At 63.3% G+C, this 26,764-nt stretch carries 27 protein-coding genes and 1 pseudogene; 21 read left to right on the plus strand and 7 right to left on the minus strand.

Annotated elements, in window-relative coordinates; translation table 11 throughout:
- Positions 1 to 38 precede the first annotated feature (38 nt).
- Genes V6766_RS09875 through V6766_RS09890 form a run of 4 tightly spaced genes read right to left on the minus strand, consistent with a single transcriptional unit; the run spans position 39 to position 4,277 of the window.
- Complete coding sequence (locus V6766_RS09875) at positions 39 to 992, minus strand: sugar-binding transcriptional regulator (RefSeq protein WP_448465939.1); 954 nt, start codon at positions 990 to 992, stop codon at positions 39 to 41.
- A gap of 42 nt (positions 993 to 1,034) precedes the next feature.
- Positions 1,035 to 2,498: an FGGY family carbohydrate kinase gene (locus V6766_RS09880; protein WP_448465941.1), complete on the minus strand. Its 1,464-nt coding sequence runs from the start codon at positions 2,496 to 2,498 to the stop codon at positions 1,035 to 1,037.
- Position 2,499: 1 nt separating this feature from the next.
- A complete protein-coding gene (locus V6766_RS09885) occupies positions 2,500 to 3,459 on the minus strand; it encodes a transketolase family protein (RefSeq protein WP_448465943.1) in 960 nt (319 codons plus the stop codon).
- Positions 3,456 to 4,277 carry a transketolase gene (locus V6766_RS09890; RefSeq protein WP_448465945.1) on the minus strand — a complete coding sequence of 274 codons (822 nt, stop codon included), beginning with the start codon at positions 4,275 to 4,277 and terminating at the stop codon, positions 3,456 to 3,458. Before V6766_RS09890 ends, V6766_RS09885 begins: the two co-directional genes overlap by 4 nt.
- A 233-nt stretch (positions 4,278 to 4,510) precedes the next feature.
- On the opposite strand from V6766_RS09890, the gene V6766_RS09895 reads away from it, so the two are divergent.
- The 5 genes from V6766_RS09895 to V6766_RS09915 all read left to right on the plus strand — a co-directional run bounded on the left by V6766_RS09895 (position 4,511) and on the right by V6766_RS09915 (position 9,711).
- Positions 4,511 to 5,491 carry an ABC transporter permease gene (locus V6766_RS09895; protein WP_448465947.1) on the plus strand — a complete coding sequence of 327 codons (981 nt, stop codon included), beginning with the start codon at positions 4,511 to 4,513 and terminating at the stop codon, positions 5,489 to 5,491.
- Between the two features lie 89 nt (positions 5,492 to 5,580).
- A complete protein-coding gene (locus V6766_RS09900) occupies positions 5,581 to 6,516 on the plus strand; it encodes a substrate-binding domain-containing protein (RefSeq protein WP_448465949.1) in 936 nt (311 codons plus the stop codon).
- Positions 6,517 to 6,553: 37 nt separating this feature from the next.
- A complete protein-coding gene (locus V6766_RS09905) occupies positions 6,554 to 8,047 on the plus strand; it encodes a sugar ABC transporter ATP-binding protein (RefSeq protein WP_448465951.1) in 1,494 nt (497 codons plus the stop codon).
- A 19-nt stretch (positions 8,048 to 8,066) separates the two neighbouring features.
- Positions 8,067 to 8,852 (plus strand): SDR family NAD(P)-dependent oxidoreductase, encoded by a 786-nt coding sequence (locus V6766_RS09910; protein ID WP_448465953.1) that lies wholly within the window; start codon positions 8,067 to 8,069, stop codon positions 8,850 to 8,852.
- A gap of 61 nt (positions 8,853 to 8,913) precedes the next feature.
- Positions 8,914 to 9,711: an SDR family oxidoreductase gene (locus V6766_RS09915; RefSeq protein WP_448465955.1), complete on the plus strand. Its 798-nt coding sequence runs from the start codon at positions 8,914 to 8,916 to the stop codon at positions 9,709 to 9,711.
- Between the two features lie 121 nt (positions 9,712 to 9,832).
- On the opposite strand, the pseudogene V6766_RS09920 reads toward V6766_RS09915, so the two are convergent.
- Positions 9,833 to 10,068: pseudogene (locus tag V6766_RS09920) on the minus strand (hypothetical protein); the annotation flags it as partial.
- A 179-nt stretch (positions 10,069 to 10,247) separates the two neighbouring features.
- Between V6766_RS09920 and V6766_RS09925 the strand changes: the two are divergent.
- From V6766_RS09925 to V6766_RS09940, 4 genes are all read left to right on the plus strand, one after another.
- A complete protein-coding gene (locus V6766_RS09925; protein WP_448465957.1) occupies positions 10,248 to 10,718 on the plus strand; it encodes a hypothetical protein in 471 nt (156 codons plus the stop codon).
- A 120-nt stretch (positions 10,719 to 10,838) separates the two neighbouring features.
- Positions 10,839 to 11,045 carry a DUF1737 domain-containing protein gene (locus V6766_RS09930; RefSeq protein ID WP_448465959.1) on the plus strand — a complete coding sequence of 69 codons (207 nt, stop codon included), beginning with the start codon at positions 10,839 to 10,841 and terminating at the stop codon, positions 11,043 to 11,045.
- A 12-nt stretch (positions 11,046 to 11,057) separates the two neighbouring features.
- On the plus strand, positions 11,058 to 11,606 hold the full coding sequence (locus V6766_RS09935; RefSeq protein WP_448465961.1) for an RBBP9/YdeN family alpha/beta hydrolase: 549 nt from the start codon (positions 11,058 to 11,060) through the stop codon (positions 11,604 to 11,606).
- A 1-nt stretch (position 11,607) separates the two neighbouring features.
- Complete coding sequence (locus V6766_RS09940) at positions 11,608 to 12,474, plus strand: DMT family transporter (protein WP_448465963.1); 867 nt, start codon at positions 11,608 to 11,610, stop codon at positions 12,472 to 12,474.
- 239 nt (positions 12,475 to 12,713) lie between these two features.
- On the opposite strand, the gene V6766_RS09945 is transcribed toward V6766_RS09940, so the two are convergent.
- Together V6766_RS09945 and V6766_RS09950 are read right to left on the minus strand one after the other, a co-directional pair.
- Complete coding sequence (locus V6766_RS09945) at positions 12,714 to 12,932, minus strand: hypothetical protein (RefSeq protein ID WP_448465965.1); 219 nt, start codon at positions 12,930 to 12,932, stop codon at positions 12,714 to 12,716.
- 85 nt (positions 12,933 to 13,017) lie between these two features.
- On the minus strand, positions 13,018 to 14,313 hold the full coding sequence (locus V6766_RS09950) for an NAD(P)/FAD-dependent oxidoreductase (protein ID WP_448465967.1): 1,296 nt from the start codon (positions 14,311 to 14,313) through the stop codon (positions 13,018 to 13,020).
- A gap of 207 nt (positions 14,314 to 14,520) precedes the next feature.
- Here V6766_RS09950 and V6766_RS09955 point away from each other — a divergent pair, with 207 nt between their 5' ends.
- The 12 genes from V6766_RS09955 (at position 14,521) to V6766_RS10010 (ending at position 26,763) form a co-directional block, all read left to right on the plus strand.
- The gene (locus tag V6766_RS09955) at positions 14,521 to 15,348 is read left to right on the plus strand and encodes a manganese catalase family protein (RefSeq protein WP_448465969.1); all 828 of its coding nucleotides are present in this window, start codon (positions 14,521 to 14,523) and stop codon (positions 15,346 to 15,348) included.
- A 114-nt stretch (positions 15,349 to 15,462) separates the two neighbouring features.
- Positions 15,463 to 16,131 carry a cytochrome c3 family protein gene (locus V6766_RS09960; RefSeq protein WP_448465971.1) on the plus strand — a complete coding sequence of 223 codons (669 nt, stop codon included), beginning with the start codon at positions 15,463 to 15,465 and terminating at the stop codon, positions 16,129 to 16,131.
- A 10-nt stretch (positions 16,132 to 16,141) separates the two neighbouring features.
- Positions 16,142 to 19,036: a TAT-variant-translocated molybdopterin oxidoreductase gene (locus V6766_RS09965; protein ID WP_448465973.1), complete on the plus strand. Its 2,895-nt coding sequence runs from the start codon at positions 16,142 to 16,144 to the stop codon at positions 19,034 to 19,036.
- Positions 19,036 to 20,364 (plus strand): NrfD/PsrC family molybdoenzyme membrane anchor subunit, encoded by a 1,329-nt coding sequence (nrfD, locus tag V6766_RS09970; RefSeq protein WP_448465975.1) that lies wholly within the window; start codon positions 19,036 to 19,038, stop codon positions 20,362 to 20,364. Before V6766_RS09965 ends, nrfD begins: the two co-directional genes overlap by 1 nt.
- On the plus strand, positions 20,354 to 20,908 hold the full coding sequence (locus V6766_RS09975; RefSeq protein ID WP_448465977.1) for a DUF3341 domain-containing protein: 555 nt from the start codon (positions 20,354 to 20,356) through the stop codon (positions 20,906 to 20,908). Before nrfD ends, V6766_RS09975 begins: the two co-directional genes overlap by 11 nt.
- Entirely contained in the window at positions 20,905 to 21,441 is a 537-nt protein-coding gene (locus V6766_RS09980) for a c-type cytochrome (RefSeq protein WP_448465979.1), read from the plus strand. The genes V6766_RS09975 and V6766_RS09980 overlap by 4 nt, the downstream gene beginning before the upstream one ends.
- Positions 21,438 to 22,418 carry a hypothetical protein gene (locus tag V6766_RS09985; protein WP_448465981.1) on the plus strand — a complete coding sequence of 327 codons (981 nt, stop codon included), beginning with the start codon at positions 21,438 to 21,440 and terminating at the stop codon, positions 22,416 to 22,418. The genes V6766_RS09980 and V6766_RS09985 overlap by 4 nt, the downstream gene beginning before the upstream one ends.
- The gene (locus V6766_RS09990; protein WP_448465983.1) at positions 22,415 to 22,783 is read left to right on the plus strand and encodes a hypothetical protein; all 369 of its coding nucleotides are present in this window, start codon (positions 22,415 to 22,417) and stop codon (positions 22,781 to 22,783) included. Before V6766_RS09985 ends, V6766_RS09990 begins: the two co-directional genes overlap by 4 nt.
- Positions 22,780 to 23,586, plus strand: coding sequence for an SCO family protein (locus tag V6766_RS09995; RefSeq protein WP_448465985.1), 807 nt, complete (start codon positions 22,780 to 22,782; stop codon positions 23,584 to 23,586). Before V6766_RS09990 ends, V6766_RS09995 begins: the two co-directional genes overlap by 4 nt.
- Positions 23,583 to 24,527: a cytochrome c oxidase subunit II gene (coxB, locus tag V6766_RS10000; RefSeq protein ID WP_448465987.1), complete on the plus strand. Its 945-nt coding sequence runs from the start codon at positions 23,583 to 23,585 to the stop codon at positions 24,525 to 24,527. Before V6766_RS09995 ends, coxB begins: the two co-directional genes overlap by 4 nt.
- Positions 24,524 to 26,128, plus strand: a complete 1,605-nt coding sequence (locus tag V6766_RS10005) for a cytochrome c oxidase subunit I (protein WP_448465989.1) — start codon at positions 24,524 to 24,526, stop codon at positions 26,126 to 26,128. Before coxB ends, V6766_RS10005 begins: the two co-directional genes overlap by 4 nt.
- Positions 26,125 to 26,763: a cytochrome c oxidase subunit 3 gene (locus V6766_RS10010; RefSeq protein ID WP_448465991.1), complete on the plus strand. Its 639-nt coding sequence runs from the start codon at positions 26,125 to 26,127 to the stop codon at positions 26,761 to 26,763. Before V6766_RS10005 ends, V6766_RS10010 begins: the two co-directional genes overlap by 4 nt.
- The last annotated feature ends 1 nt before the right edge of the window (position 26,764 follow it).

Genomic DNA, 26,764 nt, shown 5'->3' on the forward strand with positions numbered 1-26,764 from the left:
TCAAGGAATCGGCGCACTGCACGGGCCGGAACGGTGGCTTAAGCTTCGAGCAGACGCTCGGCGGTGAACCTGTCGGTGATCAAAAGGTCGATGACGCCGGTGCGGAGCGCGCCGCGAATGGCTTCGGTCTTGGAGCGGCCGCCGGCAAGGGCGATGACGCGATCGACCTTGGACAGTTCCTCCAGCGTCATGCCGATCACCCGGTCATGCAGCGGCGTCTTCACGAAGCCGCCCTCGGCATTGAAGAAGCGCAGACTGATATCGCCGACGCCGCCGGCTTCGGCGACTTCGGCAAGCTCGCGCGAGGAAAACACATTGCCGCTGCGCGCCAGCATGCCGGAAGGCTCCATGGCGCCGATGCCGACGATCGCCAGCGTGATCCGGGAGAACAGCTCCATGGTCTGGCGCACATAGGTATCGCCGAGCAGCACGAGCTTGGCCTCCCGCGACTGAGCCACGCCCGGCGCGCTCAAAAGATGGGCCTCCGCGCCGGTCAGCCGCGCAAGCCGCGTGGTAAGCTGGTTGGCGTGGATCTGCACCGTCGGATCGCCCATGCCGCCGAGCGTCTGCACCACATAGCGGGCCTTGCCGGATTTCATCGGGTGAATATTGTCCACCATCCGCAGAATGGTTTCCGACCAGCTCGAAACCCCGATGATTTCGCCGGCCTGCAGGGTCGCTTCGAGAAAATGGGCCGCCGCCTCGCCGATCCGCGCCATGATCGCGCCGTCGCGATCCTCCGAACATTCCACCACGATCGCCTCGGACAGGCCGAACCGGCTCCTGAGGCCGGATTCGAGCTCGGCATAGGTGCCGGAGGGGGCGACCACCGTGGTGCGGACGATCTCTTCTTCCTGCGCGCGCTTCAGCATGCGCGACACCGTCGCCTGCGAAATCCTGAGATGCTTGGCGATTTCCGACTGACGCTGTCCCTCGATATGATACATCTGCGCCACGCGGGCGATCATCCGTAATTCATTGAGGCGGGACATGGTCTCTGCTAACTCGTCGTGGCTTGTGTGAATATTTATTCTCTACACGGCGAATGTGGTCCGGGCAATCGCTTTTGTCCATTCTCCAATAGAACGATTGCGCCGTTCTGCCGGCATCGCAGGGGCAATTTCAGGCTCGCGCCGGGCAAGGGCTGCAAGCGCGTCCAGGTCAGGCCAGAAACCGACGGCGAGCCCTGCAAGATGCGCCGCGCCGAGCGCCGACGCCTCGGCATTGCGGCAGGGCGTGACCGGGCGATCGAGATAATCCGCTACGAGTTGCATCAGGAAGCGGTTGCGGCTCGGCCCGCCATCGACGGAAATCCGCCCGACATGGCCGGCCGCCTCCGCCATGATCGCGTAGACATCGCGCACCTGAAAGGCGAGGCTCTCGGCCGCGGCTCGGGCGACATGCGCCGGCTTGGTGGAGAATGAAAGACCGCAGACGAGACCGCGCGCATCGGCATCCCAATGCGGCGACCCCAGCCCGACATGGGCGGGCACCAGCGCCACGCCGCCGCTATCCTCGACCGTTTCGGCAAGCGCAAGAAGCGCCTCGACATCTTCGAGGCCGAGCAGTTCCGTCGTCCAAGGGAAGATCGAGGCGCTGACCAGAATATTGCCCTCGAAGGCAAAGGTCGGACGCCCGGCGATCGACCAGGCGATCGTGGTCGTGATCCCGTCCGGCGGAACGATGTATTCGGCAAGCGTCGTCATAACCGAAGAGCCGGTCCCGAATGTCATCTTGCCGTCGCCAACGGCAAAGGCGGCATGACTGAACAGCGCCGCATGGCTGTCGCCGATGGCCGACGCTATGGGAAGGCCGTCTGGAAGGACGCCAGCGTCTTTTGTGGTGGCAAAGATGTAGGCGCTGTCGAACACGGAAGGCAGCATCGCGGGATCGACGCCGAAGAGCCTGCAGAGATCATCGTCCCAGCAACCTGCGGCGAGGTTGAAAAGCTGGGTGCGCGCGGCATTCGACCGGTCGGTGGCATGGACACTGCCGCCGGAGAGCTTCCAGATCAGCCAGCTATCGACCGTGCCGATGCAGATGTCGCTTGCCGCGCGTCCGTGATTGTCGAGCAGCCAGGCGACTTTCGTGGCCGGAAACATCGGGTCGAGCGGCAGGCCGGTGCGGGTGATGACATCGGGTTCGTGACCGGCCTCACGCAATGCCCTGCAAGCGTCGGCCGTGCGGCGGCACTGCCAGCTGATGACCGGGCCGAGAGGGCGGCCGGTATTGCGGTCCCAGAGCAGGATCGATTCCCGCTGGTTGGAAATGCCGATCGCGACGATTTCGGTCTCGGGCGCCTTCTTCAGGCATTCGGCAATCGCGATGGCGGTCGCCCGCCAGATGTCCTCGGCATCCTGTTCGACCCAGCCGGATTTCGGATAGCTGATCGGCACCGGGGACGAGCCGCTGGCGATGATGTCGCCTTCATGCGACACCAGCACCGCCTTGGAATTGGTGGTGCCTTCATCGATCGCAAGGATCGCCTTGCCCGTCATGTCATCCCTTCCGTGCGATCAGCGCTTCGGCGCTTTCGGCGATCGCCTCGGGCGCCATGCCGAAATCGTCCAGCAGCGTATTAGCCGAACCGGTATGGGCGAAAACGCCCGGCACGCCAAGCCGTTTCATCGGCACGGGCGCGGCGTCGACCACGACTTCGGCCACCGCGCTGCCCAGCCCGCCGAAGATCGTATGCTCCTCGCAGGTCAGGATCGCGCCCGTCTCTCGGGCCGCGGCGATGATCGCGTCCTCGTCGATCGGGCGCACGCTTGCCATGTTGAGCACGCGGGCGGAGATGCCGCGCTCTTCAAGGATCGCGGCGGCCAGCACCGCCCGGTGGGTCAGAACCCCATTGGCGATGATGGTGAGGGCGTCGCCGTCCCGCAGCATGTCGGCCTTGCCGAGTTTGAACTGATGGCCTTCCGGCAGAAGGTCCGGCACGCCGACGCGGCTCAGCCGCAGGAAGCAGCCGCCCTTATGTTCGGCAGCCCAGCGAATGACGGCGGCCGTCTCGATGCGGTCGGCGGGGGCAATCACCGGCACGTTGGGAAGCGCGCGAATCCAGGCGAAATCCTCGATCGAATGATGGGTCGGGCCGAGTTCGCCATAGGCCATGCCGGAGGAGATGCCGACGAGCTTCACATTTGTCTCGGAATAGGCGACATCGGCCTTGATCTGCTCCAGCGCGCGCCCGGTCAGGAAGGGCGCAGCCGCGCAGACGAACGGGATCTTGCCGCCATTGGCGAGACCCGCGCCAACGCCGACCATGTTCTGCTCGGCAATGCCGACATTAATCAGCCGCTCGGGAAATTTCTCGCCGAAGCCGCCAAGCTTGGAGGAGCCGACGGAATCATTGCAGACGGCGACGATGTTGTTGTCGCGCGCGGCAAGCTCTTCCAGCGTCTCGGTAAAGGCGTTGCGGCAGTCGTGCAGTTTCGCGGTTTCGAACGGCATGTTCATCGGATGGCCTCCTCGAGTTCGGCCATGGCCTGGCGGTATTGTTCCTCATTCGGCACCTTGTGGTGCCAGGCGACATTGTCGGACATGAAGGAGATGCCGTGCCCCTTGTTGGTGTGGGCGACGATGCATTTCGGTCTGCCGGGGGTAATGGCATCCGTCGAAAGCGCGCGGCAAATCGCCTCCATGTCATGGCCGTCGATTTCTTCAACGGCCCAGCCGAAGGCTTCGAGCTTCGGCGCAAACGGCGCGATATCGTTGGTGTCGGCCAGCCGCGCGCCCTGCTGCAGGCGATTATGGTCGATGATCAGCGTCAGGTTGTCGAGGCCGAAATGGGCACCGGCCATGATCGCTTCCCAGTTGGAGCCCTCCTGCATTTCGCCGTCGCCGGTGATCACGAAGGTGCGCCAGGTTGCCTTGTCGAGCTTTGCCGCCTTCGCCATGCCGACGGCGACCGGAAGACCATGGCCGAGCGGTCCGGTATTGGTTTCGACGCCCGGAACCTTGACCCGGTTGGGGTGGCCGTTCAGCCGCGAGCGATGCTTCAGGAAGGTCGAAATCTCGTCCTTCGCGATGAAGCCCTTTTCAGAGAGCACAATGTAGAGCGCGAGCGCCGTATGGCCCTTTGAAAGAACCAGCCGGTCGCGCGCGGGATCGAGCGGGGCCGCGGGATCAACCCTCATCGTGTGGAAGTAGAGCGCGGTCAGGAGATCGGTGACGGACATTTCGCCGCCGATATGGCCGGCGCCGGCTTCGTAGACGGCTGTAACATCGCGACGTCGGATGCGATTGGCGATAACGCGCAGTTCCTGGGGGTCCATATGTCACCTATGCATAATTATTCTTATAATATTAAACATGCGTAATCGGTCTTTGTCAAGGTGACCTGGACACAGCAAAGACATGGCAGTCAGTCCCGCCTTGGGGATGTAATAAAGGAAAGAAAGGCTTCGCGAAGGAGATCTGTAATCCAGCCGCTGCTTGACAGGCCTAAATGCTTCCGCTATGGATTTTCAATCAAGTGTGAATACATATGCGCGTGGAGGAGGAAAACATGGCCGTGACACAGGAGTTCCCTGCGCAGAAGCCGCGTCTTTCGGAGATGGTGTCGCTGTCGGGCGCAACCGGACCGTTGATCGGCCTGGTGCTGCTCTGCATTTTCCTGACCTTCGCGACCGACTCGTTTCTGTCCTTCCGCAACTTTTTGAACATTCTCGATCAGATCACCGTGCTCGGCATCATGGCCGTGGGCATGACCTTCGTCATCCTGATCGGCGGCATCGACCTTTCCGTCGGTTCCGTGCTGGCGCTGGCGATGATGGTGCTCGGCTACCTCAATGTCGAAGCCGGCATGCCGATGATCGTCGCCATCGCTGGCGCGCTCGCCGCCGCCGCGGTCTGCGGCATCGTTTCCGGGCTAATGATCACCGAATTCAAGGTGCCGGCCTTCATTGCCACGCTCGCCATGATGTCGGTGGCGCGCGGGCTCGCCAACATGATCACCAACGGCTCGCAGATCATCGGCTTTGCGCCCTGGTTCAACATGAGCGCGATCATCCGCTATGGCGGTTTCCTGACCATGACGGTCGCCGTCATGCTGGTTGTGTTCGCGGTCGCGATCCTGTTCCTGCGCTATCGCCAGGGCGGCCGCATGCTCTACGCGATCGGCGGCAACCCCGAAGTCGCGCGTCTTGCCGGGATCAATGTCCGCCGCGCCACGATACTGGTCTACACAAGCTGCGCAGCGCTGGCGGGCCTTGCCGGCGTGCTTTTGGCCGCAAGGCTCGATTCCGTGCAGCCAAGCTCCGGCGTTTCCTACGAACTCGATGCGATCGCGGCCGTGGTCATCGGCGGCACCAGCCTTTCGGGTGGATCGGGCGGCGTCGTCGGCACGATCATCGGCGTGCTGATCATCGGCGTCCTGCGCAACGGCCTCAACCTTCTGTCGGTCTCGCCGTTCCTGCAGGCCGTCATCATCGGCGCGGTCATCGTGCTCGCGGTCGCCGCCGAGACCTTCAAGCACAGGAGAAGGTAGATTTCGGCCGGTTCAGGCCGGCCAGACAATGGGCCCCGAAACCGGGCTTCAAACAGGGTTGAAAACCCAAACACCAGGAGGAGAATATCGTGAAAACCTACAAGAAAATCATCGCGGCCGCGCTCGCATCCGCCGCACTCGCCGGTCCGGCGCTCGCCGACGACGTCAGCAAGATCGGCCTCGCCGTGCCGAACCTGCAGGCTGACTTCTTCAACCAGATCAAGCTTGGCGTTGAAGGTTACGGCAAGGAAAAGGGTATCGAGGTCATCGTCGTCGATGCCAAGAACGACACCGCGACCCAGGTCAGCCAGGTTCAGGATCTGATGACCCAGGGCATCGACGCCTTCATCTACATCCCCGCAGGCGCCGCCGCTGCCGCGGTTCCGACCCGCCTTGCCCGCGCTGAAGGCATTCCGGTGATCAATGTCGACCGCACGCCCGAAGGCGCGCCGGGCGATACCTTCATTGCCGGCGAAAGCGTCGAATCCGCCTATCAGGTCTGCAAGCACATCATCGATCTTGCCGGCGGCGAGGGCAAGATGGCGATGATCCACGGCCAGAAGGGCACGACGCCGGAAGTCGACCGCACCAAGGGCTGCATGCGCGCGATCGAGGAAAATCCGAACGTCGAGCTGGTTACCGAACAGTGGAGCCAGATGTGGTCGCCGGATGAAGGCTTCTCCATCGCCCAGAACATGCTGCAGGCCCATCCTGACCTGAAGCTGATCTTTGGCCAGGCCGATGGTCTAGCCATGGGCGCTGCCAAGGCTGTCGACGTTGCAGGCCTCTCCGACCAGGTCATCATCGGCGGTTATGACGGCGACGTCGCGGCGCTCGAATACCTCGCCAAATGCGAAGGTCCGTTCGTGGCCACCGCCACCCAGAGCACCCAGATGATGGGCCGTCTTGCCGTCGATTCCGCGATCAAGGTTGCCGCCGGCGAGAGCGTGCCGGAGCGCCAGACGCCGAATGCGGTTCTGACCACCTGCGAAAACGCGCCGCAGTTCGTCGAGAACCATCCATAATCCTGCGGACGACGCGACATCGATAAAGGGCGGCGCCATGACGGAAACCGGCAAATCTCCAATCCTGTCCCTCAGGGGCATTCGCAAGTCCTATGGACCTGTCGAGGTGCTGCACGGGATCGATCTGGATATCCATGCCGGCGAAGTCGTGGCGCTGCTCGGCGAAAACGGGGCCGGAAAGTCCACCGTTTCCAATGTCATCTCCGGAACGGTCCTCCCCTCGTCCGGCGCGATGACCTGGCAGGGCGCGGCTTACGCGCCCGCCAACCCCCGCGAGGCAATCGACGCCGGCGTCGGCATGATCCATCAGGAACTGCTGTTGCTGCCGCATCTGACGATTGCCGAGAATATCTTTGTCGGCCGTTATCCGATGAAGAACGGACGCCTCGACCGCGCAGAAATGAACCGGCGCGCCCAGCATGGCCTGGAACGGCTCGGCCTCAACATTTCGCCGCGCCGCAAGGTCGAGAACCTGTCGACGGCAAGCCAGCAGCTGATCGAGATTGCCAAGGCGCTGACGCTCAACGCGAAGCTCCTCATCCTCGACGAGCCGACCGCCGCGCTTGGCGGCGAGGAAACCCGGCTCCTGTTCAAGCAGATCGAGCGACTGAAGGCCGAGGGCGTCGGCATCATCTACATTTCCCACCGGCTGGAAGAGATCAGGCAGATTGCCGACCGCATTGTTGTCATGCGCGATGGCGACAAGGTTCAGGAATTCGATACCGCCGACCTTCCGGTGCGCACCATTGTCGAAGCGATGGTCGGGCGCAGCATGGAGCAGATGTTTCCGCCGCTGCACCAGCCGAGCGAGGAGACGGTTCTGGAGGTCAAGGGGCTTTCGGGGCCGAGCGGGCGGTTCAACGATGTGAGCTTCTCCGTGCGCCGGGGTGAGATCTTCGGCATTGCCGGTCTCGTGGGCGCAGGCCGCACCGAACTGGTGCGCGCTATTGCCGGCGCCGACCCGATCGCCGCCGGCACGATCAAGCTGAACGGCGAGGACATCACCCCCACCTCACCGGCAGAGGCGATCGCCAACGGCATCGTCCTGGTGCCGGAGGACCGCAAGCTGCAGGGCGTCATCCTCGATCACACGATCGCCGAAAATATCGCCTATTCAAATTTCGAAACGGTCGGCCGCGGCGGCTGGTTGAGCAGGAACCGCATCCGCGCCTTCGCCGACGACAATATCGCGAAGTTCGGGGTTAAGGGCAAAGGCCACCAGAAGGCCGGCCAGATGTCCGGCGGCAACCAGCAAAAGGTGGTGATCGCCAAATGGCTCGCCCGCAATCCGCGCGTCGTGCTGCTCGACGAACCGACCAGGGGCATCGATGTCGGCGCGCGATCCTCGATCTATGAAATCATTCACGGCCTGGCCGAAAACGGCGTCGCAGTAATCGTCGTCAGCTCCGATCTTGAAGAGGTCCTCGGCGTTTCCAATCGCATTCTCGTGATGGCGGCCGGACGGCAGACGGGTATTCTCGACCATAGCGAGGCCAATGACGTCTCGGTGATGGAACTGGCCACCGCCTGACACATACAGGGAGTTCACCATGAACCGCTTCAAGGGCAAGACCGTCGTCGTGACCGGCGGCAACAAGGGCATCGGATTTGCGATCGCCACACGCTTTGCCGAGGAGGGCGCCAATCTCGTGATCGCCTCCGTCGAGGCCGAGGTCGAACAGGCGGCAAAGTCGCTTTCGGACGCAACCGGCGCGAAGACGGCCGGCGTAATCTGCGACGTCACCGATCCCGAAGCGGTGGCAGCGCTTTACGACCGCGCGGAGCGCGACTTCGGGAGCGTCGATATTTCGGTGCAGAATGCCGGCATCATCACCATAGCCAAGGTCGAGGATCTGACGGTTGCCGAATGGGATGCCACGATGGCGGTCAACACCAAGGGCGCCTTCCTGTGCTGCCAGCAGGCGATCCGCCATATGCGGGCGTCGGGCAAGGGCGGACGGCTGATCAATATCGCCTCCGGTCAGGCGCGTGACGGGTTCATTTACACCCCGCACTATGCCGCCTCGAAATTCGGCGTGATGGGCATGACCCAGAGCCTTGCCAAGGAAGTTGCGCTCGACAACATCACTGTCAACGCCATCTGCCCCGGCATCATCAAGACCGATATGTGGGACTACAACGACCGCGTCTGGGGCAAGATGCTCGGCGATTTCGGCCCCGGCGAACTGATGGCGAACTGGGTCGAGTACATACCGATGAAGCGCGCCGGCGAAGGCAAGGATGTCGCCGGCCTGATCGCCTTCCTCGCCAGCGACGATGCCGAATACATCACCGGCCAGACCATCAATGTCGATGGCGGGCTGATCATGTCCTGACGGACAGCGTCCGTCCGCGATATCAAAACTCACCGGAAGTCCGCCAAGGAAGGTTCACATCATGAATGACGCCGCTATCAGTCTGAACGCCCCGGCTCTGTTCGATCTTTCGGGCCGGGTGGCCCTGGTCACGGGTGCCGGCAGCGGCATCGGCCAGCGCATCGCCATGGGGCTTGCCCAGTGCGGCGCCGACGTCGCGCTGGTCGACCGGCGCACCGATGACGGGCTTGCCAATACCGCCGCCTTCATAGCGCAAACCGGTCGCCGGTCATTGCAGATCGCGGCCGATGTGACCTCGGAGGCGGCCCTTGCCGACGCCGTTGCGAAAACCGAAACCGAACTCGGGCCGTTGCGTCTGGCGCTGAATGCGGCGGGCATCGCCAATGCCAACCCTTGCGAGGAAATGCCCGAGGATCAGTATCAGACGCTGATGGACATCAACATGAAGGGCGTGTGGCTCTCTTGCCGCGCCGAGGCGCGCGCCATGCTTTCCCATGGCAAGGGCGGCTCGATCGTCAACATTGCCTCGATGTCCGGCGTGATCGTCAATCGCGGTCTCAACCAGGTCCACTACAACGCGTCCAAGGCCGGTGTGATCCACATGTCGAAATCGATGGCGATGGAATGGGTCGATCGCGGCATTCGCGTCAATTCGATCAGCCCCGGCTATACCGCCACGCCTATGAACACCCGCCCCGAAATGGTGCACCAGACCAGGGAATTCGAGAGCCAGACGCCGATGCAGCGCATGGCAAGCGTCGACGAAATGGTCGGCCCCGCCGTCTTCCTGCTGTCCGACGCCGCCTCATACTGCACCGGCGTCGATCTGCTGGTCGATGGCGGCTTCTGCTGCTGGTAAACCTTGCGCCTGACGGCGGTGACTGGCGGCTCAAGGTGTCGCGTCAGGATATTGTTGGGATGTGGACATAAGGCCGCCAGGCACCGTTTTTGATACAATTTCAGTCAAATCTGGCTCCGTTTCAAAGATCCCCCGCAGCAGAGAAGCGCCTGGATTTTCGGTTGTCAGGCGGCCTGCCCTTTGAGATTTTGGGCGAGCAAAGCCCCGCTTCGGTCAACGCGCACGGGCCGATGCCAAAAGCAGGTTCAACGATGCGCCCTTCTCCAGGGACATCGCCCGTCAGATTAAAAACAACTGCCGGTTCCTTGCGTAAACCGCGCATGACTCTGTAACCCTGATCGTGGCATAGGCTGTGTTCAGCGTCTTAAGCAACCCCGCGGCGCCGACAAGTTGACGGCAGCTGAGCTGGGCCTGATCGTCGCGGCAAGCCGAAGCCGCGGCTTCTTCTGGACTGCGACGAGATGAGATGATTGGCTGGAAGATGCGTCCCGCAAAACGCGCGCTACACTCGGGCTCGAAACGGCAGGCCAGCACGGATGAGCAAAGCGGAAGCCATGATTTTCATTTTCGCCATCGTCTTGCTTATCGGTGTCGGCTGGCTGACGATATTTCTCACCATCAAGAGCCGCCTGTCGGCGGTAAGGCACAGCAGGATCGAGACGGCAGGAGAGGTCGCAAACATTCCGTTGGTCGCCGCATTTTCGGGCTGGCGGGGCGTACCCTGGATTTGCTGGTCATCGAGCGACCTGAAGCCGACGCTTATTTTGCACGCCGACCATATCGAGTGCCGAGTAATCAGGCGGCGCAGGAAACCCTATGACGTGGTTTCCCGCGTGGACTACCGACAAACTGTCGGGACGGCCAACATCGTGCTGGAATTTTCGGATTCTCTGTCGAGCTTCGTCGGCAACACGGGCAACAGGGATATCGCACGCGACGCGATCAAACGGCTTGCAGAGAAGGGGTGCCCCCTGTCGGGTCGGGCGAGCGACCTGCTTGATCGCTGAACTCCAGGCAGATCCAAGAAATGGCGAAATGAGAAATACTGCGGATTGCCTGAGATGACTTCAGTTTAGCGCCTCCTGAAGATGCTTATGATTTGAAGTGAGAGGTCAGGGAGCTTCACCATGAACGCTTATCGTCTGCTGATCGGCGTCGATGACGCTGCCTTCTGTCACCGCATTACCGAGGCCCTCAATCCGGACTGGAGCCTGCACGCGAGCCCGGTCCTGACCTACGACGGCGTGCGTCAGGCCGTGATTTGCGGGCAGGCGATCACGAAGGATGTGCCTGACCACAGTTACGAGCCTTCGATGGATCTTTCCCAACAATAGAAGGGCGGCGGAATGACCTCATTCATCACATTGCCAGGCATCGGCGGTTCCGGCGAAACCCACTGGCAAACGCATTGGGAGGCGTCAGAGCCTTGCTTTACCCGGTTCCATCCTTCCGACTGGGACAAGCCCAATCTTGCAGACTGGCAAGACGCGCTGGAACGGCAAATCGACAATTCGCCGTCGCCGCCTGTTCTCGTCGCGCACAGTCTGGCCTGCCTGCTCGTCGTGCACGCGGCAGAGAGGGTCGCGGGGCGGGTTATGGGTACTTTTCTGGTCGCAGACCCCGATCCCGCTTCCGCTGCATTCCCGACAGCAGCGTCCAGCTTCGCAAACCCGCCACGTCATCGTCTGCCGTTCCCGGCCCTCATCGTCGCAAGCGCCAACGATCCCTATGCCACCCCGGAGTATGTGAAGGCACGCGCTGAGGAATGGGGTGCCGGTTGCATCGAGATTGGCCCGTGCGGCCATATCAACGGCGCAAGCGGCCTCGGCATCTGGGAACAGGGGCGGATGCTCCTGGCTGCGTTCTGCGCCGGGCTGGGCTGGCAATCTGTCTGAGATGCGGCGGTCGGAGAAACATGGTGGGAAACGGCGCATCTACGGTCTGATACTGGTTGGTTCAGGAACCGTGCTCTGGAGCCTTGCTGGCCTGTTCGTACGCGCAATTGATCTTGGGCTTTGGGATCTGATCCTGTGGCGCTCTCTCTTCGCTTGCCTTTGCCTTGTTACCATCGCCATGGCAAGACCGGCGGAAGCGGTCCGTTTCGACTGGCGCTTTTGCCTGGCCGCCTGCTTCTCCGCCGCCGCAATGTTCTGCTATGTCGCCGCCCTTACGATGACGACAGTCGCAAACGTCCTGATCATCTACGCGACACTCCCCTTCGTGACCGCCGCATTGGCCTTCGCGGTCGGTCGGGAAGCGGCCTCGCGACGCCTGTTGATGGCGAGCACGTTGTCGATGCTCGGGATCGTGCTCGTTGCCGGCACATCATCGGGGGTGAGCGATATCAAGGGCAACATGCTGGCCCTTGCAATGACGTTGAGCTTCGGAGCGCTTCTGATCGTCACTCGACGCAATCGAGCCCTCAACATAGTCCATGTCAACGCCGCAGGGGCAGCGTTGTGCGCGGTCGCGGCATTTCCATTCTCATCCGGCCAGCTTCCGGGGTATGGTGCGCTTGCATTGATATTCATGCTGGCCTTTCTCACGACCGCGCTCGCATTCCTGCTGTTTCTCGCGGGTGGGCGATATGTCGCATCATCGGAATCGGCTTTGGTCGCGCTTCTGGATGTGGTTCTCGGTCCGCTTTGGGTTTGGCTGGCCTTCGCCGAAGATCCGGGAAAATCGGCGATCGCAGGCGGTTCTATCGTAATGACGGCAGTGGTCTGGTATTTCTGGCCGTCCCTGCGCCGATCCCGCTCCTGAAGCGGTCGACCATGCGCCTGATCGCGGGAAGCGTCTGCTCCGAGACGAAAGACATGGAGAACGCGACACTGACGTCGATGCCGGCGAGGTGGATACGTTCCAACCGGTCGGCGCGATGTGCAGTCTAAAATCAAAAACACCGATCAGTCGCCCCGGTCTTAACCGAGACAACCTCTTGAGGCTCCACAACTAGAGCGCCGGACGAAAGCCCGGCGCTGCGTTTGAGAGTCTCAGGTCCACTACTCGCGGTCACGGCGGTTGGCGCTGTGGTCCTTGTATTCCTCGTTCTGCACGTTCTTGCCGTCAAGCCCGCGCTCCTTGGAATGGCGGGCCTTGTCGCGGTTGGACAGAACCTCATCCTTCGGCAGGATTTCGTCTTCGAGGTCCGTCATCGCGCCTTCGCCGCTGCTCTTGCCCTGTGACCCCGGCCCGAAATGTTTCTTGTCGGCATTTGCCATCGGTTACTCCTTTCGTTTCGGTCCGTACAGGACCGGCCTTTGCGCCTAACCGGACAGAAGGCCGGATGTTCCGACAAAACCGGGATCATGTCTTGTCATCGATCAGGCGGGCGTTGCGCTGGCCGGTGAGGAAGGTCCAGATCCACTGGACGCTGACAAGCAGCCGTTTCTCGAAATTCACCAGCAGATAGACGTGGATGATCGCCCATAGCCACCACGCAAGGCGGCCAGTCAGCTTGAACCGGCCGGACTGGAACACCGCCGCGTTGCGGCCGATGACGGCGGTGATGCCGCGATTGCGGAAGCGGAACGGCGCGTCATCATGGGGGCCCTCGGCTTCCCGTCGCAGCTTCCTGCCGAGATATTGCCCCTGCTGCTTGGCGACCTGCGCCAGCGCCGGAAACGGCCCGCCTTCACCCTGAACAGAGGCCGCATCGCCCAGAACGTAGATATCCTCGAAACCGACAGCGCTGAGATCGGGGGCCACCGCCACCCGGCCGCCGCGCTGTGGCTCCACGCCCAGCCACTCCGCCACGGGCGTCGCCCTGACGCCCGCGCCCCATATGACACAACCGGTCGGGATCTTTTCGCCGCCCGCAGTCACTTCCTCAGCAACGATGGCCTCGACCGGGGTATTGGTCCGCACATCGACCCCGCGCGCCTCGAGCCGCTTCAGCGCATACTGCGAGAGCTGCTCGTCGAAGCCTGAGAGAATGCCGGGCGCGGCCTCCAGCAGGATTATGTTCAGTTCTTCAGGAGCAATATTCCTGAAATCCCGCTCCAGCAGAAACACGCCAAGCTCGGCGATGGCGCCGGCGAGTTCGACGCCGGTCGGTCCGCCGCCAACGATCACGAATGTCAGGAGCTTGCGGCGTTCGTCCGGGTCGAGCGTCAGTTCGGCCCGCTCAAAGGCGAGAAGCAGCGTCTCGCGCACCTGCCGGGCATCGCGATTGGTCTTGAGGCCGGGGGCATGGCGTTTCCACTCGTCATGGCCGAGATAGTTGTCGACGGAGCCGGTCGCGATCACCAGCGTATCATATTCCACCGGCGCTCCATCCCGCGTCAGAACCGCCTTGCGTTTCGCATCGATGCCGACAACTTCCGCCATCACCACATCGACATTGCGCTCCTTTCCGAGCGTTCGCCGCAGCGGCTCGGAAATGTCGGCGGGCGACAGGATGGCCGTCGCGATCTGGTAAAGCAGCGGCTGAAACAGATTGTGATTGCGCTTGTCGATCAACGTCACATCGACCGGCGCGCCGCCAAGCTTCGACGCGCAGGCCAGGCCGCCGAACCCGCCGCCAACTATGACGATGCGATTGGACCTTTGGGTCATTGCATCAGGCTCTCGATTTTCCAGAGTTTCGTCGGTCAGCGCCATATCGGACCTCCTTGCGTGTGATCATGTAGGGCGTTGCTGCGGAAGGGCGGGAGTGGCAGGCACCCCGGTTGGGCTTCATCCCCACAGGCTTTGTTCAGCGAACCGGAAGTTCAGCGATTTGTTCCGACGGGCGACAGAGGGTCCGGCGGGAACATTTCCGAGCCTTCCCGCTTAGGGGGCCTCCACGACCACAAAGAGGAAGAACCCATGTTCCATCACTCCGCCAAGCTTCAGTACAAGGTCACCGTCGACAAGCCCGATCCTCTGTTTGCCAAATATCTCCAGCAGGCGATCGGCGGCATCGAGGGCGAAATCCGGGTCGCCATGCAGTATTTCTTCCAGGCGATGGGCGCGCGCGGCGACAGCAAATACCGCGACCTGCTGATGATGACGGCCACAGAGGAATTGTCGCATATCGAGTTCCTGGGCCATGCCGTGGCGCTCAATCTTGAGGGCGCGCCGCTCTCAGAACAGGAAAAGGCGGCGGAAGATCCGATCGTCAACGCCATTCTCGGCGGCATGAACCCGCGCCACATTCTGTCATCGGGCCTTTCCGCGATGCCAGTCAATTCGAACGGCGTGCCCTTCGACATGAGCCATGTCTATGCCACCGGCAATATCGCGACCGATATGCTCGCCAATGTCACGGCGGAATCGGGCGGCCGCGTGCTGGCGAGCCGGCTCTACAACATGACGGATGATGCCGGCATGAAGGATATGCTCTCCTTCCTGATCGCCCGCGACACGATGCACCAGCAGCAATGGCTTGCCGTCATCGAGGAGCTCGGCGGCATGGAGAAACAACTTCCGATCCCGAACACCACGCCCGAGGATCACGAGGCTCTGGAGCACTCCTACTACTTCCTCAACACCTCGCTGGACGAACCGACGCCCGAGGGCCGCTGGACCGAAGGCAAATCGCTTGATGGCCGCTCCGAATTCACGGTGGTGGAAAAGCCTGATCCGCTCGGCCAGAAGCCCGATCTCGGCAAGGCCCGCCCCGGCACGGGCGCCCAGAAGGCGCAGGTCGGATAACACGCGACTTTCCGCCTGATCGCGGCGAAGGCCGGAACAGAACGCGCCGGAAGGTGTTTCACTTCCATAAGCCTTCACCGCGATGGGCGGCTCAGACGCTGTAAGGGGGCCGGCGTGGCACAGATTTTCAGCGCTTCAGCGGATGCGAAGCTTCGGCTTTTCGCCGGAGCGGTCGCGCTCGCCATTGTGATGGCGGGCGCGCTGTGGTGGTCGGCGGCCAGTTCCAGCTATCGCACCGACGTCGACTGGGTCAGCGAACAGCCCGTCCCCTTCAGCCATCAACACCATGCCGGCGATCTCGGCATCGACTGTCGCTATTGCCACGACACGGTCGAGACAAGCGCGAAAGCCGGCCTGCCGCCGACAGAGACATGCATGACTTGCCATTCGCAGATATGGACCGATGCGCCGATGCTGGCGCCGGTGCGCGAGAGCTTCGCCACCGGAGAACCGCTTGAGTGGAACCGCGTCGCGCGGGTTCCTGACTATGTCTATTTCGATCACTCGATCCATGTGACCACCGGCGTGCCTTGCGAGACCTGCCACGGACGCGTCGACCAGATGCCGCTGATGAAACAGGCAAAGCCGTTCGAGATGGGCTGGTGCCTCGATTGTCATCGCGATCCCGCCCCCGAACTGCGCCCCCCGAGCGAAGTCACCCGCATGGACTGGTCGGGCTTTGATGACGATCTCGCGGCCCATCGCGATTACGGCGCGCTCGTCGTCGAGGCCCGCGGGATCGAGCCGGACCGTCTCGACGACTGCAATGTCTGTCACCGATGAAGGAGGGCATGTGACGCAAGGATCCGACATCTTCCGCAAGCATCTCGACGGCCGTTCGGGCAAGGCGCTCTGGCGCGGGTTGGAGCAACTGTCCGCGACAGACGAATTCAACGCTTTCCTGACGTCGGAGTTCCCGGCGCTTCAGGCGATGGGCGAAGGCATCACCCGCCGCGGGCTGCTGAAGACGATGGCCGCGTCCTTCGCCCTTGCTGGCCTTACGGGCTGCGAGGCACGCGCGGACGAGGAAGCGCTGCCCTATGTGCGCGCCGATTCGAACCGCGAAAAACCGGTGCTCTATGCAACCGCCACGCGACTTTCCGGCTATGCGCTGCCTGTTCTCGGCCAGACGGTCGCAGGACGGCCGGTTAAACTCGAGGGCAATCCCGATCATCCTGCCACCGTCGGCGCCACCGATGTTTTCCTGCAGGCGGCCCTCCTGGGCCTCTACGACCCCGACCGGTCGCAAGCACCGCAGGAATTCGGCGATCCGGCGAGCTGGGCAGCCTTCGACGCCTTTCTGGCGGAAAAACGCGCGACCCTGGACGCGACGGCCGGCGCGGGCCTCAGCATACTCACCGGCCAGATCACGTCTCCAACCCTCATCCGTCAGCTTGAAGCGCTGCTTGCCCGCTGGCCGCTGGCACGCTGGCACATCACCGAACCGGTCAACGAGGACAATCGCATTCTCGGCGCCGAGGCCGCCTTCGGCCGGGCGCTGATGCCGCAGCCGGATTTCAGCCGCGCAGAAACCATCGTCTCGTTCTCCGATGATTTTCTGGGCCCTGGCCCGCGCCAGTCGGTCAACGCCCGGCAATGGAGCCAACGACGCAAAGCCTTCCGCAACGGCGACGGCGAGAGCCGCATTTTTATGGCCGAGGCAAGCCCTAGTCTCACCGGAGCCCGCGCCGACGAGCGGCTGATTGCACCCGAACAGCGAATGCCGGCCCTGCTGTTGGCGCTTGCGGCGCGGCTTAACGTCGACGGCGAGGCGCCGGAACTGAGCGAAAGCGAAAGCCGCTGGGTCGACAACGCCGTTTCAAAGATCGAGGACCGGCCGGGACGCGCGCTGGTGACGGTCGGAGCGCATCACGCGCCGGCGCTGCATGCGCTTGCCTACCGGATCAACCAGCGTCTCGGCGCGATCGGCGAGACGCTCGCCTTCACCGAACCCGTCGCCGCAACGCCGGCCGGCCAGCGCGATCTCGACAGCCTGATCGATGACATGGATGCGGGCGCGGTCTCGACGCTGTTCGTCCTCGACTGCAACCCCGCCTTTGCCGGACCGCCCGCTTTCGCCGGGGCGATGGCCAAGGTCGAAACGACGCTGCATGCCGGGCTTTATAACGACGAGACGGCCGCGCTCTGTCGCTGGCACCTGCCGATCCCCCACGACCTTGAAAGCTGGAGCGATGCGCGCGCGGTCGACGGCACGGCGAGTGTCCTGCAGCCGCTGGTGCAGCCTTTCTACTCGGTCCGATCGCCACATACGCTCCTCGCCAACCTGATCGGCGAAGTCGAGGCGGATGCCCGCGCCATCGTGATGACCACATGGCGGGAGCGGCTCGAAGGTGATTTTGACGCGCAATGGAATGAAGCCCTGTTTGCCGGTTTTGTGGAAGGCACTTCTGCCCCAGCGATTGCGCCCCCGGCACCTGAAACCGCCGGCGCACCAATGGCAATGCCGACCCCGGAAGACGCCGCGCTCACCCTGCTCATCCAGCCGGACCCGTCGGTCTGGGATGGCCGTTTCGGCAATAATGGCTGGCTTCAGGAAACGCCGAAGCCGATGACCAAGCTGACCTGGGGTAATCCGATCCTCATCAGCCCGACGCTTGCCGAACGTGAAGGCCTCACCGCCGGCGACGTCATCCGGCTCCGCCATGGCGAGAGAACGGCGGAAGGCCCGGTCTGGATCCTGCCTGGCCAGCAGGCCGAAACGCTCACTCTCACCCTCGGTTATGGCCACCGCAGCTTCGGCGCGCTCGCCGATGGTCTCGGCACCGATGCCTATCCGCTGGCGGCAGGCGGCCACATGCTGAGCGGGATCACGCTGGAGAAAACGGGCGTGCGCGAAAAGCTCGCCTCGACCCAGCTTCACCAGGCGATGGAGGGGCATGACTTCGTCAGGACCGTCAGCGCAGAGGCAACGCGCCAAGCGGCCGCAAAGCACGAAGAAAGCCCCGGTAGCTTCTATCCGGAAAAGCCAAGGACCAGCCCGGCCTGGGGCATGTCGATCGACCTTGACGCCTGCATCGGCTGCAATGCCTGCGTCGTGGGCTGCAATGCGGAGAACAATATTCCGGTCGTCGGTAAGGACCTTGTGGCCGAGGGGCGCGAGATGCACTGGCTGCGCATCGACCGCTATTACGAAGGCCCGCCGGAGGCGCCGCTTTCCTATTTCCAGCCCGTGCCCTGCATGCATTGCGAGGATGCGCCCTGCGAGATGGGCTGTCCGGTCAATGCCACCGTCCACAGTTCCGACGGGCTCAACGTGCAGGTCTATAACCGCTGCATCGGCACCCGCACCTGCGCCTCCTACTGCCCTTACAAGGTGCGCCGCTTCAACTGGTTCGACTATACCGGCGACGACCCCGAGCAACTGCGCGCCATGCGCAATCCCGAGGTCACCGTCCGCTCGCGCGGCGTCATGGAGAAGTGCACCTACTGCGTCCAGCGAATCGAGACCGCGCGCATCGACGCCGACCGCGAAAACCGGCCGCTCAGCGATGGCGAGGTGGTGACAGCCTGCCAGCAGGCCTGCCCGACACAAGCGATCAGCTTCGGCGATGTCGCCAATCCTGACACCGAGGTCAGCCGGCGGAAGGCGGAGCCGCGCGACTACCTGCTGCTGGAAGAGGTCAACACCAAGCCGCGCACATCCTATCTCGCGCGGGTGGAGGGGTGATGACGGAGACAAGGCCACTTTCTGCCGAACGGATCGACGCCGTCACCGACCTGCCGCTCGGTTTTCCGGCACCACGGGCGTGGGCGCTCTCGTTCGCCTTCGCCCTGCTGCTGCTCCTCTGCTTCGCCGTCGCCGTCACGGTACTCTTCTGGCGCGGCGTCGGCGTGTTCGGCAACAATATCCCGGTCGCCTGGGGCTTTCCGATCGTCAACTACATCTGGTTTCTCGGCATCGGCCATGCCGGAACGCTGATCTCCGCGCTGCTGCTCCTGACCGGCGTCGGAAAGCGCAATGCGCTCAACCGCTTTGCCGAGACGATGACGCTTTTCGCCGTCATCTGCGCCGGGCTCTATCCGATCCTCCATCTCGGCCGGCCGTGGCTGTTCTATTGGACGGCCCCCTATCCGAACACGATGGGCATCTGGCCGCAGTTCAAGAGCCCGCTCTCCTGGGATTTCTTCGCCGTGCTGACCTATCTCGTGGCCTCCGCCGCCTTCTGGTATGTCGGCGCGATCCCCGATTTCGCCCGCCTGCGCGACCGGGCAAAGGGCCGCCTCGGCCAGGTCTGCTACGGGCTCGCCGCCCTTGGCTGGCGCGGCTCCATGCGGCATTGGCGGCGCTGGGAACAGGCCTATCGGCTCTGCGCCGGGCTAGCCGTATCGATGGTGTTCATCATCACCGCGGCCTATTCGCTGCTGCTCGGCGGCGGCCCGATCCCCGGCTGGAACTCGTCGATCTTTCCGCCCTATTTCCTCTGCGGCGCGGTGTTTTCCGGCTTTGCGGTGGTGGCGGTGATCATGGCTGTGCTGCGCCGCGCCTTCCGGCTCGATGACATTCTGACCGATGCCCATAGCGACCTGATCGGCAAGCTCCTGCTCGCGGTCGGGCTGATGACGGCATACGGCTACCTCGCCGATATCTTCAACGCGCTCTATTCCGGCGAACAATCGGAGCTCGAAACGCTGCATGACCGCCTTTCCGGCGCTTATGCCTGGAGCTTCTGGGGCGCGGTCGTCTGCAATTTCGTGCCGTTGCAGCTGCTCTGGCTGCGGCGCGTGCGGCGAAACAGCCTGCTGCTTGCCGCCATCGGCGTTTCGGTCGCCGCCGGCATGTGGATGGAGCGCTACATGCTGATCGTTACCGGGCTCTACCGCGATCATCTCGTCTCCTCCAGGGGCACGTTTCAGGCGAGCCTCTGGGACTGGGCGCTTTTCGCCGGCATGATCGGCGTCTTTCTGGCACCGTTTCTGCTTTTCATCCGCCTGCTGCCGATCGTCTCCGGCTTCGAGCTGAAAAAGGCGTCAGAGGAGGCCCGCCATGCCCGCTGACCGTCCCGATACGCACTATCACGCCGCAGCCGCCGACTTCGCCGGGCCGGAAGGTCTGGCAAGCCATCTCGCAACATTGCGGCAGCGCGGCTACCGCAAGCTGGACGTTCTCGGCCCCTATTTCTCCGAGGAGATCGCTGACGCGCTCGATGCCGGCGACAACCGCGTTGCCTGGATCACGCTTGCCGGCGGGCTTTTCGGCGCGCTTGCCGGGCTCGGCGTGCAGCTTTACGCCAATTACGCCTATCCGCTGAATATCGGCGGGCGGCCGGTATTCGCCTGGCAGCCGCTGCCGATCATCACGCTGGAAGTCGCGGTGATGTCGGCCATCGTCTTCGCGGTCATCGGCACGCTTCTGTCCTGCCGGCTGCCGCAGCTGCACCACCCCGATTTCGAAATCCCGGATTTTTCCACGAGCGACCGCTTCTACATCCTCGTCCACGCAACGGACGAGCAATTCGATACCGCGCGAACCCCGGACGACCTGAAGAACCTCGGCGCCGAGACCGTCGCACTGGTGCCGCTGCCGGAGGCGCCGTCATGACCCTGCAGCCCTTGCCCCTTCTCGCCTGCCTTCTGGCCCTTGCTGCCTGTGACGGCATGAATGATCAGCCGCGCTATGACGACTACGAGGAAAGCTCACTGTTTCCCGATGGCAAGGCGCTTCAGCATCCGCCGGAGGGCACCGTCTCGCGCGGCGCCCCGGCCCAAACCGCCGCGCTTCAGACCCGCCCGCCGATGGACCGCGCACTGCTGGAGCGGGGGAAGGAGCGCTACGCGATCTTCTGCGTGCCGTGTCATGATCCCGCCGGCTACGGCAATGGCCGCATCCCCTCGCGCGGCTTTCCCACCCCGCCAAGCTTCCATTCCGAACGGCTGCGCAACGTCGATCCGCGCCATATCGTGGATGTCATCACCGATGGCTATGGCGTGATGTATCCCTATGCTGGCCGCGTTCCACCACGCGACCGCTGGGCGATCGCGGCCTATGTCAAGGCGCTGCAAATCAGCCAGGACGCGCCGGAGCGGCTGCTATCGGCGCAAGACCGGCACGAGCTTGCGGAGGCGCGGCCATGACCCTTCGACCGACCGTCCCGTTGATCCGCCTGGTTGCCGGCCTGCTGCTGTTGGCGGTCGCCGGGTTGCTGATGGCCGACCGGCCGGAACCGGGCCTCGCCGGCCTGCTCGCGGCCAGCGTTTTCGCGAGCGCCATCCCGATCGGCGCTGCCTTCCTGCTGCTCATCATGGCGCTTACCGGCGGGCGCTGGCAGCGCCAGTTCGCCGGCGCGACGGCGGGCCTCGCCCGGCTTGCACCGATCTTCGTCGCCTTTCTGCCGCTGCTTCTGTTCTCGCCAATGCTCTATGGCTGGCAGGGGATGGAGCGTGACACAATGTTCCGCGCGCTGTTTCTCAACGAATGGGCCTATGCGCTGGTAACGGTCGGCTTCCTGCTGGCACTGCTGATCGCGCCCTGGTGCGCGACGCGCTCCCGCGCCACAGCGGCCGTGGCCCTCATCCTGTTCGTCATCCTGCAGGGGCTGGCGACAAGCCTGTGGCTGATGCCGCTTACGCCTGGTTATTTTTCCTCCGGCTTCGCGCTCTATGTGCTCTCCGTTCAGGCCAGTATCGCGCTCTGCCTGCTGGTGCTTTCATCCCCTGCATCGCGCCTGCCGCTCTCCGGCACCCTGCTGCTGGTCGCCGTGCTGTTCTGGCTCTATTTCGCCTACATCCAATATTTCGTGTCCTGGAACGTCAATTCCGCCGCAGGTCTCGAATGGTTCGAACCGCGCAGCGCGGGGCTCTGGCGCTATGTCGAATACCTGCTGGCGGCAAGCGGCGCGTTGCCAGCCGCCCTCCTGCTCTTCCCCCCGATCCGGCAATCGCGACGCTGGGTCGTGGCACTCGCCGCTATCATCCTCGGCGGCAAGGCTGTCGAATGCCTCTGGCTTGCGCTTCCCGGCCGCGGCGGCCTTGCCGTAGCACTCCTTTCCGGCGCGGGCCTGATGCTCGCGGCAAGCGCCGGGTTTCGTGCGCCACGGGAGGCCGAGCCATGAACGAGAACAATAACAGCGCAGAGTATGAACAGCGCGATGTCTCCGTCCGCATGGTCCTTTATGCCGGCGCCATTCTCGTGGTCTTCGTGGCCGTGTCGCTGGCCTTTGTCGCGTTCCTCACCGGCCTTTTCAGCGTGCCGGACCGCGAGCCGACGCCCGTCCGGACCGCCGAAAGACCCGTCGCCGGCCCACGGTTGGAAGTCTTTCCGAAGGCCGATCTCGACGCGCTGAACGCAAGCAACCGACGCCTCATCGAAACCTACGGCCGGAGCGAGGACGGCCGCATCCGCATTCCCGCCGATCGCGCCATCGATATCCTCGCCGACCGCGGCTGGCCGAACGAGACCAATGGAGATGGCCGATGACGAAGCTCCCCATCCTGGCGGCGCTGCTCGCGCTTCTCGCCGTTCCGGCGCTCGCCGCGCGCGACGCCAATTTCGACCCGTTCGGGCTTGCGGGCATTGACGAGCGGCCGGACGCCGAAATCCCCCTCGATCTGCCCTTCCGGAACGCCGATGGCGAGACCGTGACGCTCGCCGAACTTGCCGACGGTAAGCCGATCGTGCTGGTCCCGGTTCTGCACGACTGCCCGAACATCTGCGGCGTGACGCTGTCGGGCGTCATGCAGGCAATCCGCGCGCAGGAATTCAAGCCGGGCGAGGATTTCACCATGATCGCCTTCGGTATCGATCCGGCCGAAGGGCCGGAGGTTGCCCGCGCTGACCTCGCAGTGCTGCAAAAATCTTTTCCGGACATCGACATGAGCGGCATTCACGCGACGACCGGCACGAAGGAAAACATCCGCGCGGTCACCGATGCACTCGGCTATCGCTATGCCTATGACGAGCGCATCAGCCAGTACGCCCATGTCGCCGCGACCGCCTTCCTGACCCGCGACGGACATTTGAGCCGCTGGATCTATGGCCTGACGCCACAGCCGACTGACATGAAGCTGGCGCTGACGGAGGCCGGCGAAGGCAGGATCGGCGACTGGGGCGACCAGATCCTGCTGCTCTGTTACCACTATGACCCCGTCACCGGCCGCTATGGCTCGCTGGTGCAATCCATGCTGAGGATCGGCGGCGGGTTGACGGCGCTCGCCGGCGGCGGGCTGATCGCGGTGGCGCTGGTGCGCGAGCGCCGGAAGCGGAAGGAGGCGGCGGAATGAGCGATTTCATCGCGTTCTGGCCAGAATCCGCCTCCGCCTATAGCGGCCGGATCGACCTTTTGATGTGGGTGTTCACCGCACTGGTCGTGGCGCTCTCGGCGCCGGTCTTCGTCCTGATTGCCTATTATGCCTGGAAATACCGTGCCGGCCGCAAGGCGGACCGCAGCGACCGGGTCAATCGCAACACTTTGCTGGAGATCTCCTGGGCGCTGATCCCTTTCATCCTGATCGTCATCCTCTTCGTCTGGTCGACGCGGATGTTCTTCACCGTCCATCAGCCGCCGCCGGATGCGATGGAGATCAACGTCGTCGCTAAACAGTGGATGTGGAAATTCGAGCATGCCGGCGGCCAGCGCGAGATCGACGAGTTGCATGTCCCGGTCGGCGAGCCCGTCAGGCTGTCGATGGCCTCGCAGGATGTGATCCACAGCCTCTACATTCCGGCGCTCAGGCTGAAGCAGGATGTGGTTCCCGGCCGCTATACCTCGCTCTGGTTCACCGCCGACAAGCCGGGCATCTATGCACTCGCCTGCGCGGAATTCTGCGGCGCCGACCATTCGGAAATGACCGGCCGTTTCATCGTCATGGAGAAACCCGCCTTCGCCGCCTGGCTGGAGCAGTCCGGCACCGATGCGTCGCTGGCGGCGGAGGGTGAAAAGCTCTTCCGCAGCAATGGTTGCAGCGGTTGCCACGGCCCCGCCGCCACTGTGAAAGCGCCCGATCTCGAAGGGCTTTACGGCAGCCCGGTTCCGCTTGCCGACGGCAGCATCGTCACGGCGGATGACCAGTATATCCGCGACAGCATCCTGCTGCCGCAGTCTGAGATCGCCGCCGGCTATCCGCCGATCATGCCGACATTCAAGAACGTGCTCAGCGAGGACGAGGTGATGAAGCTCGTCGCCTATATCAAGTCGCTCGCCACGACGGAGGACACGCCATGACCGAAAACCCGCCAAGCTATCTCAATGCCGGCTACACCATCCGCTCCTGGCTGCTGACGACCGATCACAAGCGCATCGCCGTCCTCTATCTGGTTTCGGTGACCTTCTTCTTCCTGGTCGGCGGGGCCGCCGCCGGGCTGGTGCGCGCCGATCTATTGACGCCCGAAGGCGATCTGCTGACCAATGAGGGCTATAACCGCGCCTTCACGCTGCACGGCGTCATCATGGTCTGGTTCTTCCTGATCCCGTCGATCCCCAATGTCTTCGGCAATTTCCTGATCCCGCTGATGATCGGTGCCCGCGATCTCGCCTTTCCCCGGCTGAACCTTCTGAGCTGGTATATCTATATCCTCGGCGGCCTGTTCACGCTGATCGTGCTGCTCGTCGGCGGCGTCGATACCGGCTGGACCTTCTATACGCCGCTGTCATCGATGTTCTCGAACGGCCATGTCGTGCTGGTTGCCGCCGCCGTGTTCATCGTCGGTTTCTCGTCGATCCTGACCGGCCTCAACTTCATCGTTACCATCCACAAGCTGCGCGCGCCCGGCATGGGCTGGGGACGCATGCCGCTGTTCGTCTGGTCGCATTACGCCACCTCGATCATTCTGGTGCTGGCAACCCCGGTGCTGTCGATCACGCTGGTGCTGATTGCGGCCGAACGGCTGTTCGGCCTCGGCATCTTCGATCCGTCACTCGGCGGCGATCCGCTGCTGTTCCAGCATCTCTTCTGGTTCTACAGCCACCCGGCGGTCTACATCATGGTGCTGCCGGCGCTCGGCGTTATCAGCGAGCTTGTGGCCGCCGCCGCCCGCAAGCCGGTCTTCGGCTACAGCTTCGTCGCCGGCTCATCGATTGCGATCGCGATCATCGGCTTCTTCGTCTGGGGCCACCACATGTTCGTCTCCGGTCAGTCGATGTATGCAAGCGCGGTGTTCTCGTTTCTGAGCCTCGCCGTCGCTGTTCCCTCCGGCATCAAGGTCTACAACTGGACGGCGACGCTCTACAAAGGCAATATCCTGCTCGATCCGCCCTTCCTGTTCGCCATGTCCTTCATTGGGCTCTTCGTCGTCGGCGGGCTGACGGGGCTGGCGCTGGCGATGCTCTCCATCGACGTGCATGTCCACGACACCTATTTCGTGGTCGCCCACTTCCACTACATCATGGTCGGCGGTACGATCTCGGCCTATTTCGGCGCGCTGCACTTCTGGTGGCCGAAGATGTTCGGGCGGATGTATCCGCTCACCTGGGGGCGGATCACCGCCGCCACGATCTTCTTCGGCTTCAACCTGACCTTTTTTCCGCAGTTCATCCTCGGTTTTCTCGGCATGCCGCGGCGCTACCACGTCTATGCGCCGGAGTTCCAGACGCTGCATGTCCTCTCGTCCGCAGGCTCCACCCTGCTCGGCTTCGCCTACCTGCTGCCCTTCGTCTATCTCGGCTATTCGCTCATGGCCGGCAAGCGCGCGAGCGCCAATCCCTGGGGCGCGACCGGGCTCGAATGGGCGGTGCCATCGCCGCCGCCGAAGCATAATTTCGTCGAGATACCGACCGTCACCGGCAGGCCCTACGATTATCCGGTCGACAAGGAGGACAGCCGATGAGCCAAGACATGCCGCGACTGAAGGAGCCCTACAGCACGCGCGGGCAGCAGCGCGAGGCCGACATGCTCGGCGTCTACCTGTTTCTCGCAAGCGAGATCATGCTGTTCGGCGGCCTGTTCGCCGTGATCTTCGTCGCCCACTACCTGCACCCGGAAGAATTCATCGCCGCGTCGAAAAAGATGCATGTGGCGATCGGCGCCGCCAACACGATGATCCTGCTGACATCGAGCGCACTGGTGGCAATCGCGGTGAAGGCGGCGCGCGTCGGCCATGCCCGGCCGGTCTCGCTCTGCCTCGCGCTTGCGGCCGCGCTCGGCGTCGCCTTCCTCGGCCTCAAGGCCTATGAATACTGGAGCGAGTATCAGGAGGGTCTGCTGCCCCTGCCCGGCCTCCATACGAATTTCGCCTCGCCCGGCGAGCACCTGTTCATGAACATCTATCTGATCGCAACCTCGCTCCATGCGTTGCATCTGACCATCGGCATCGTGGTGCTGAGCCTGTTCGCATGGCTCGTCCGTTCCCAACGCGTGAAACTCCCGGCAGGCGCCACGGCTACCGAGACGGCTGCGACCTACTGGCATCTGGTCGACATCATCTGGATCTTCCTGTTTCCCGTCCTTTATCTCGCACGGTGAT

This window comes from Martelella sp. AMO21009 (assembly GCF_053484295.1).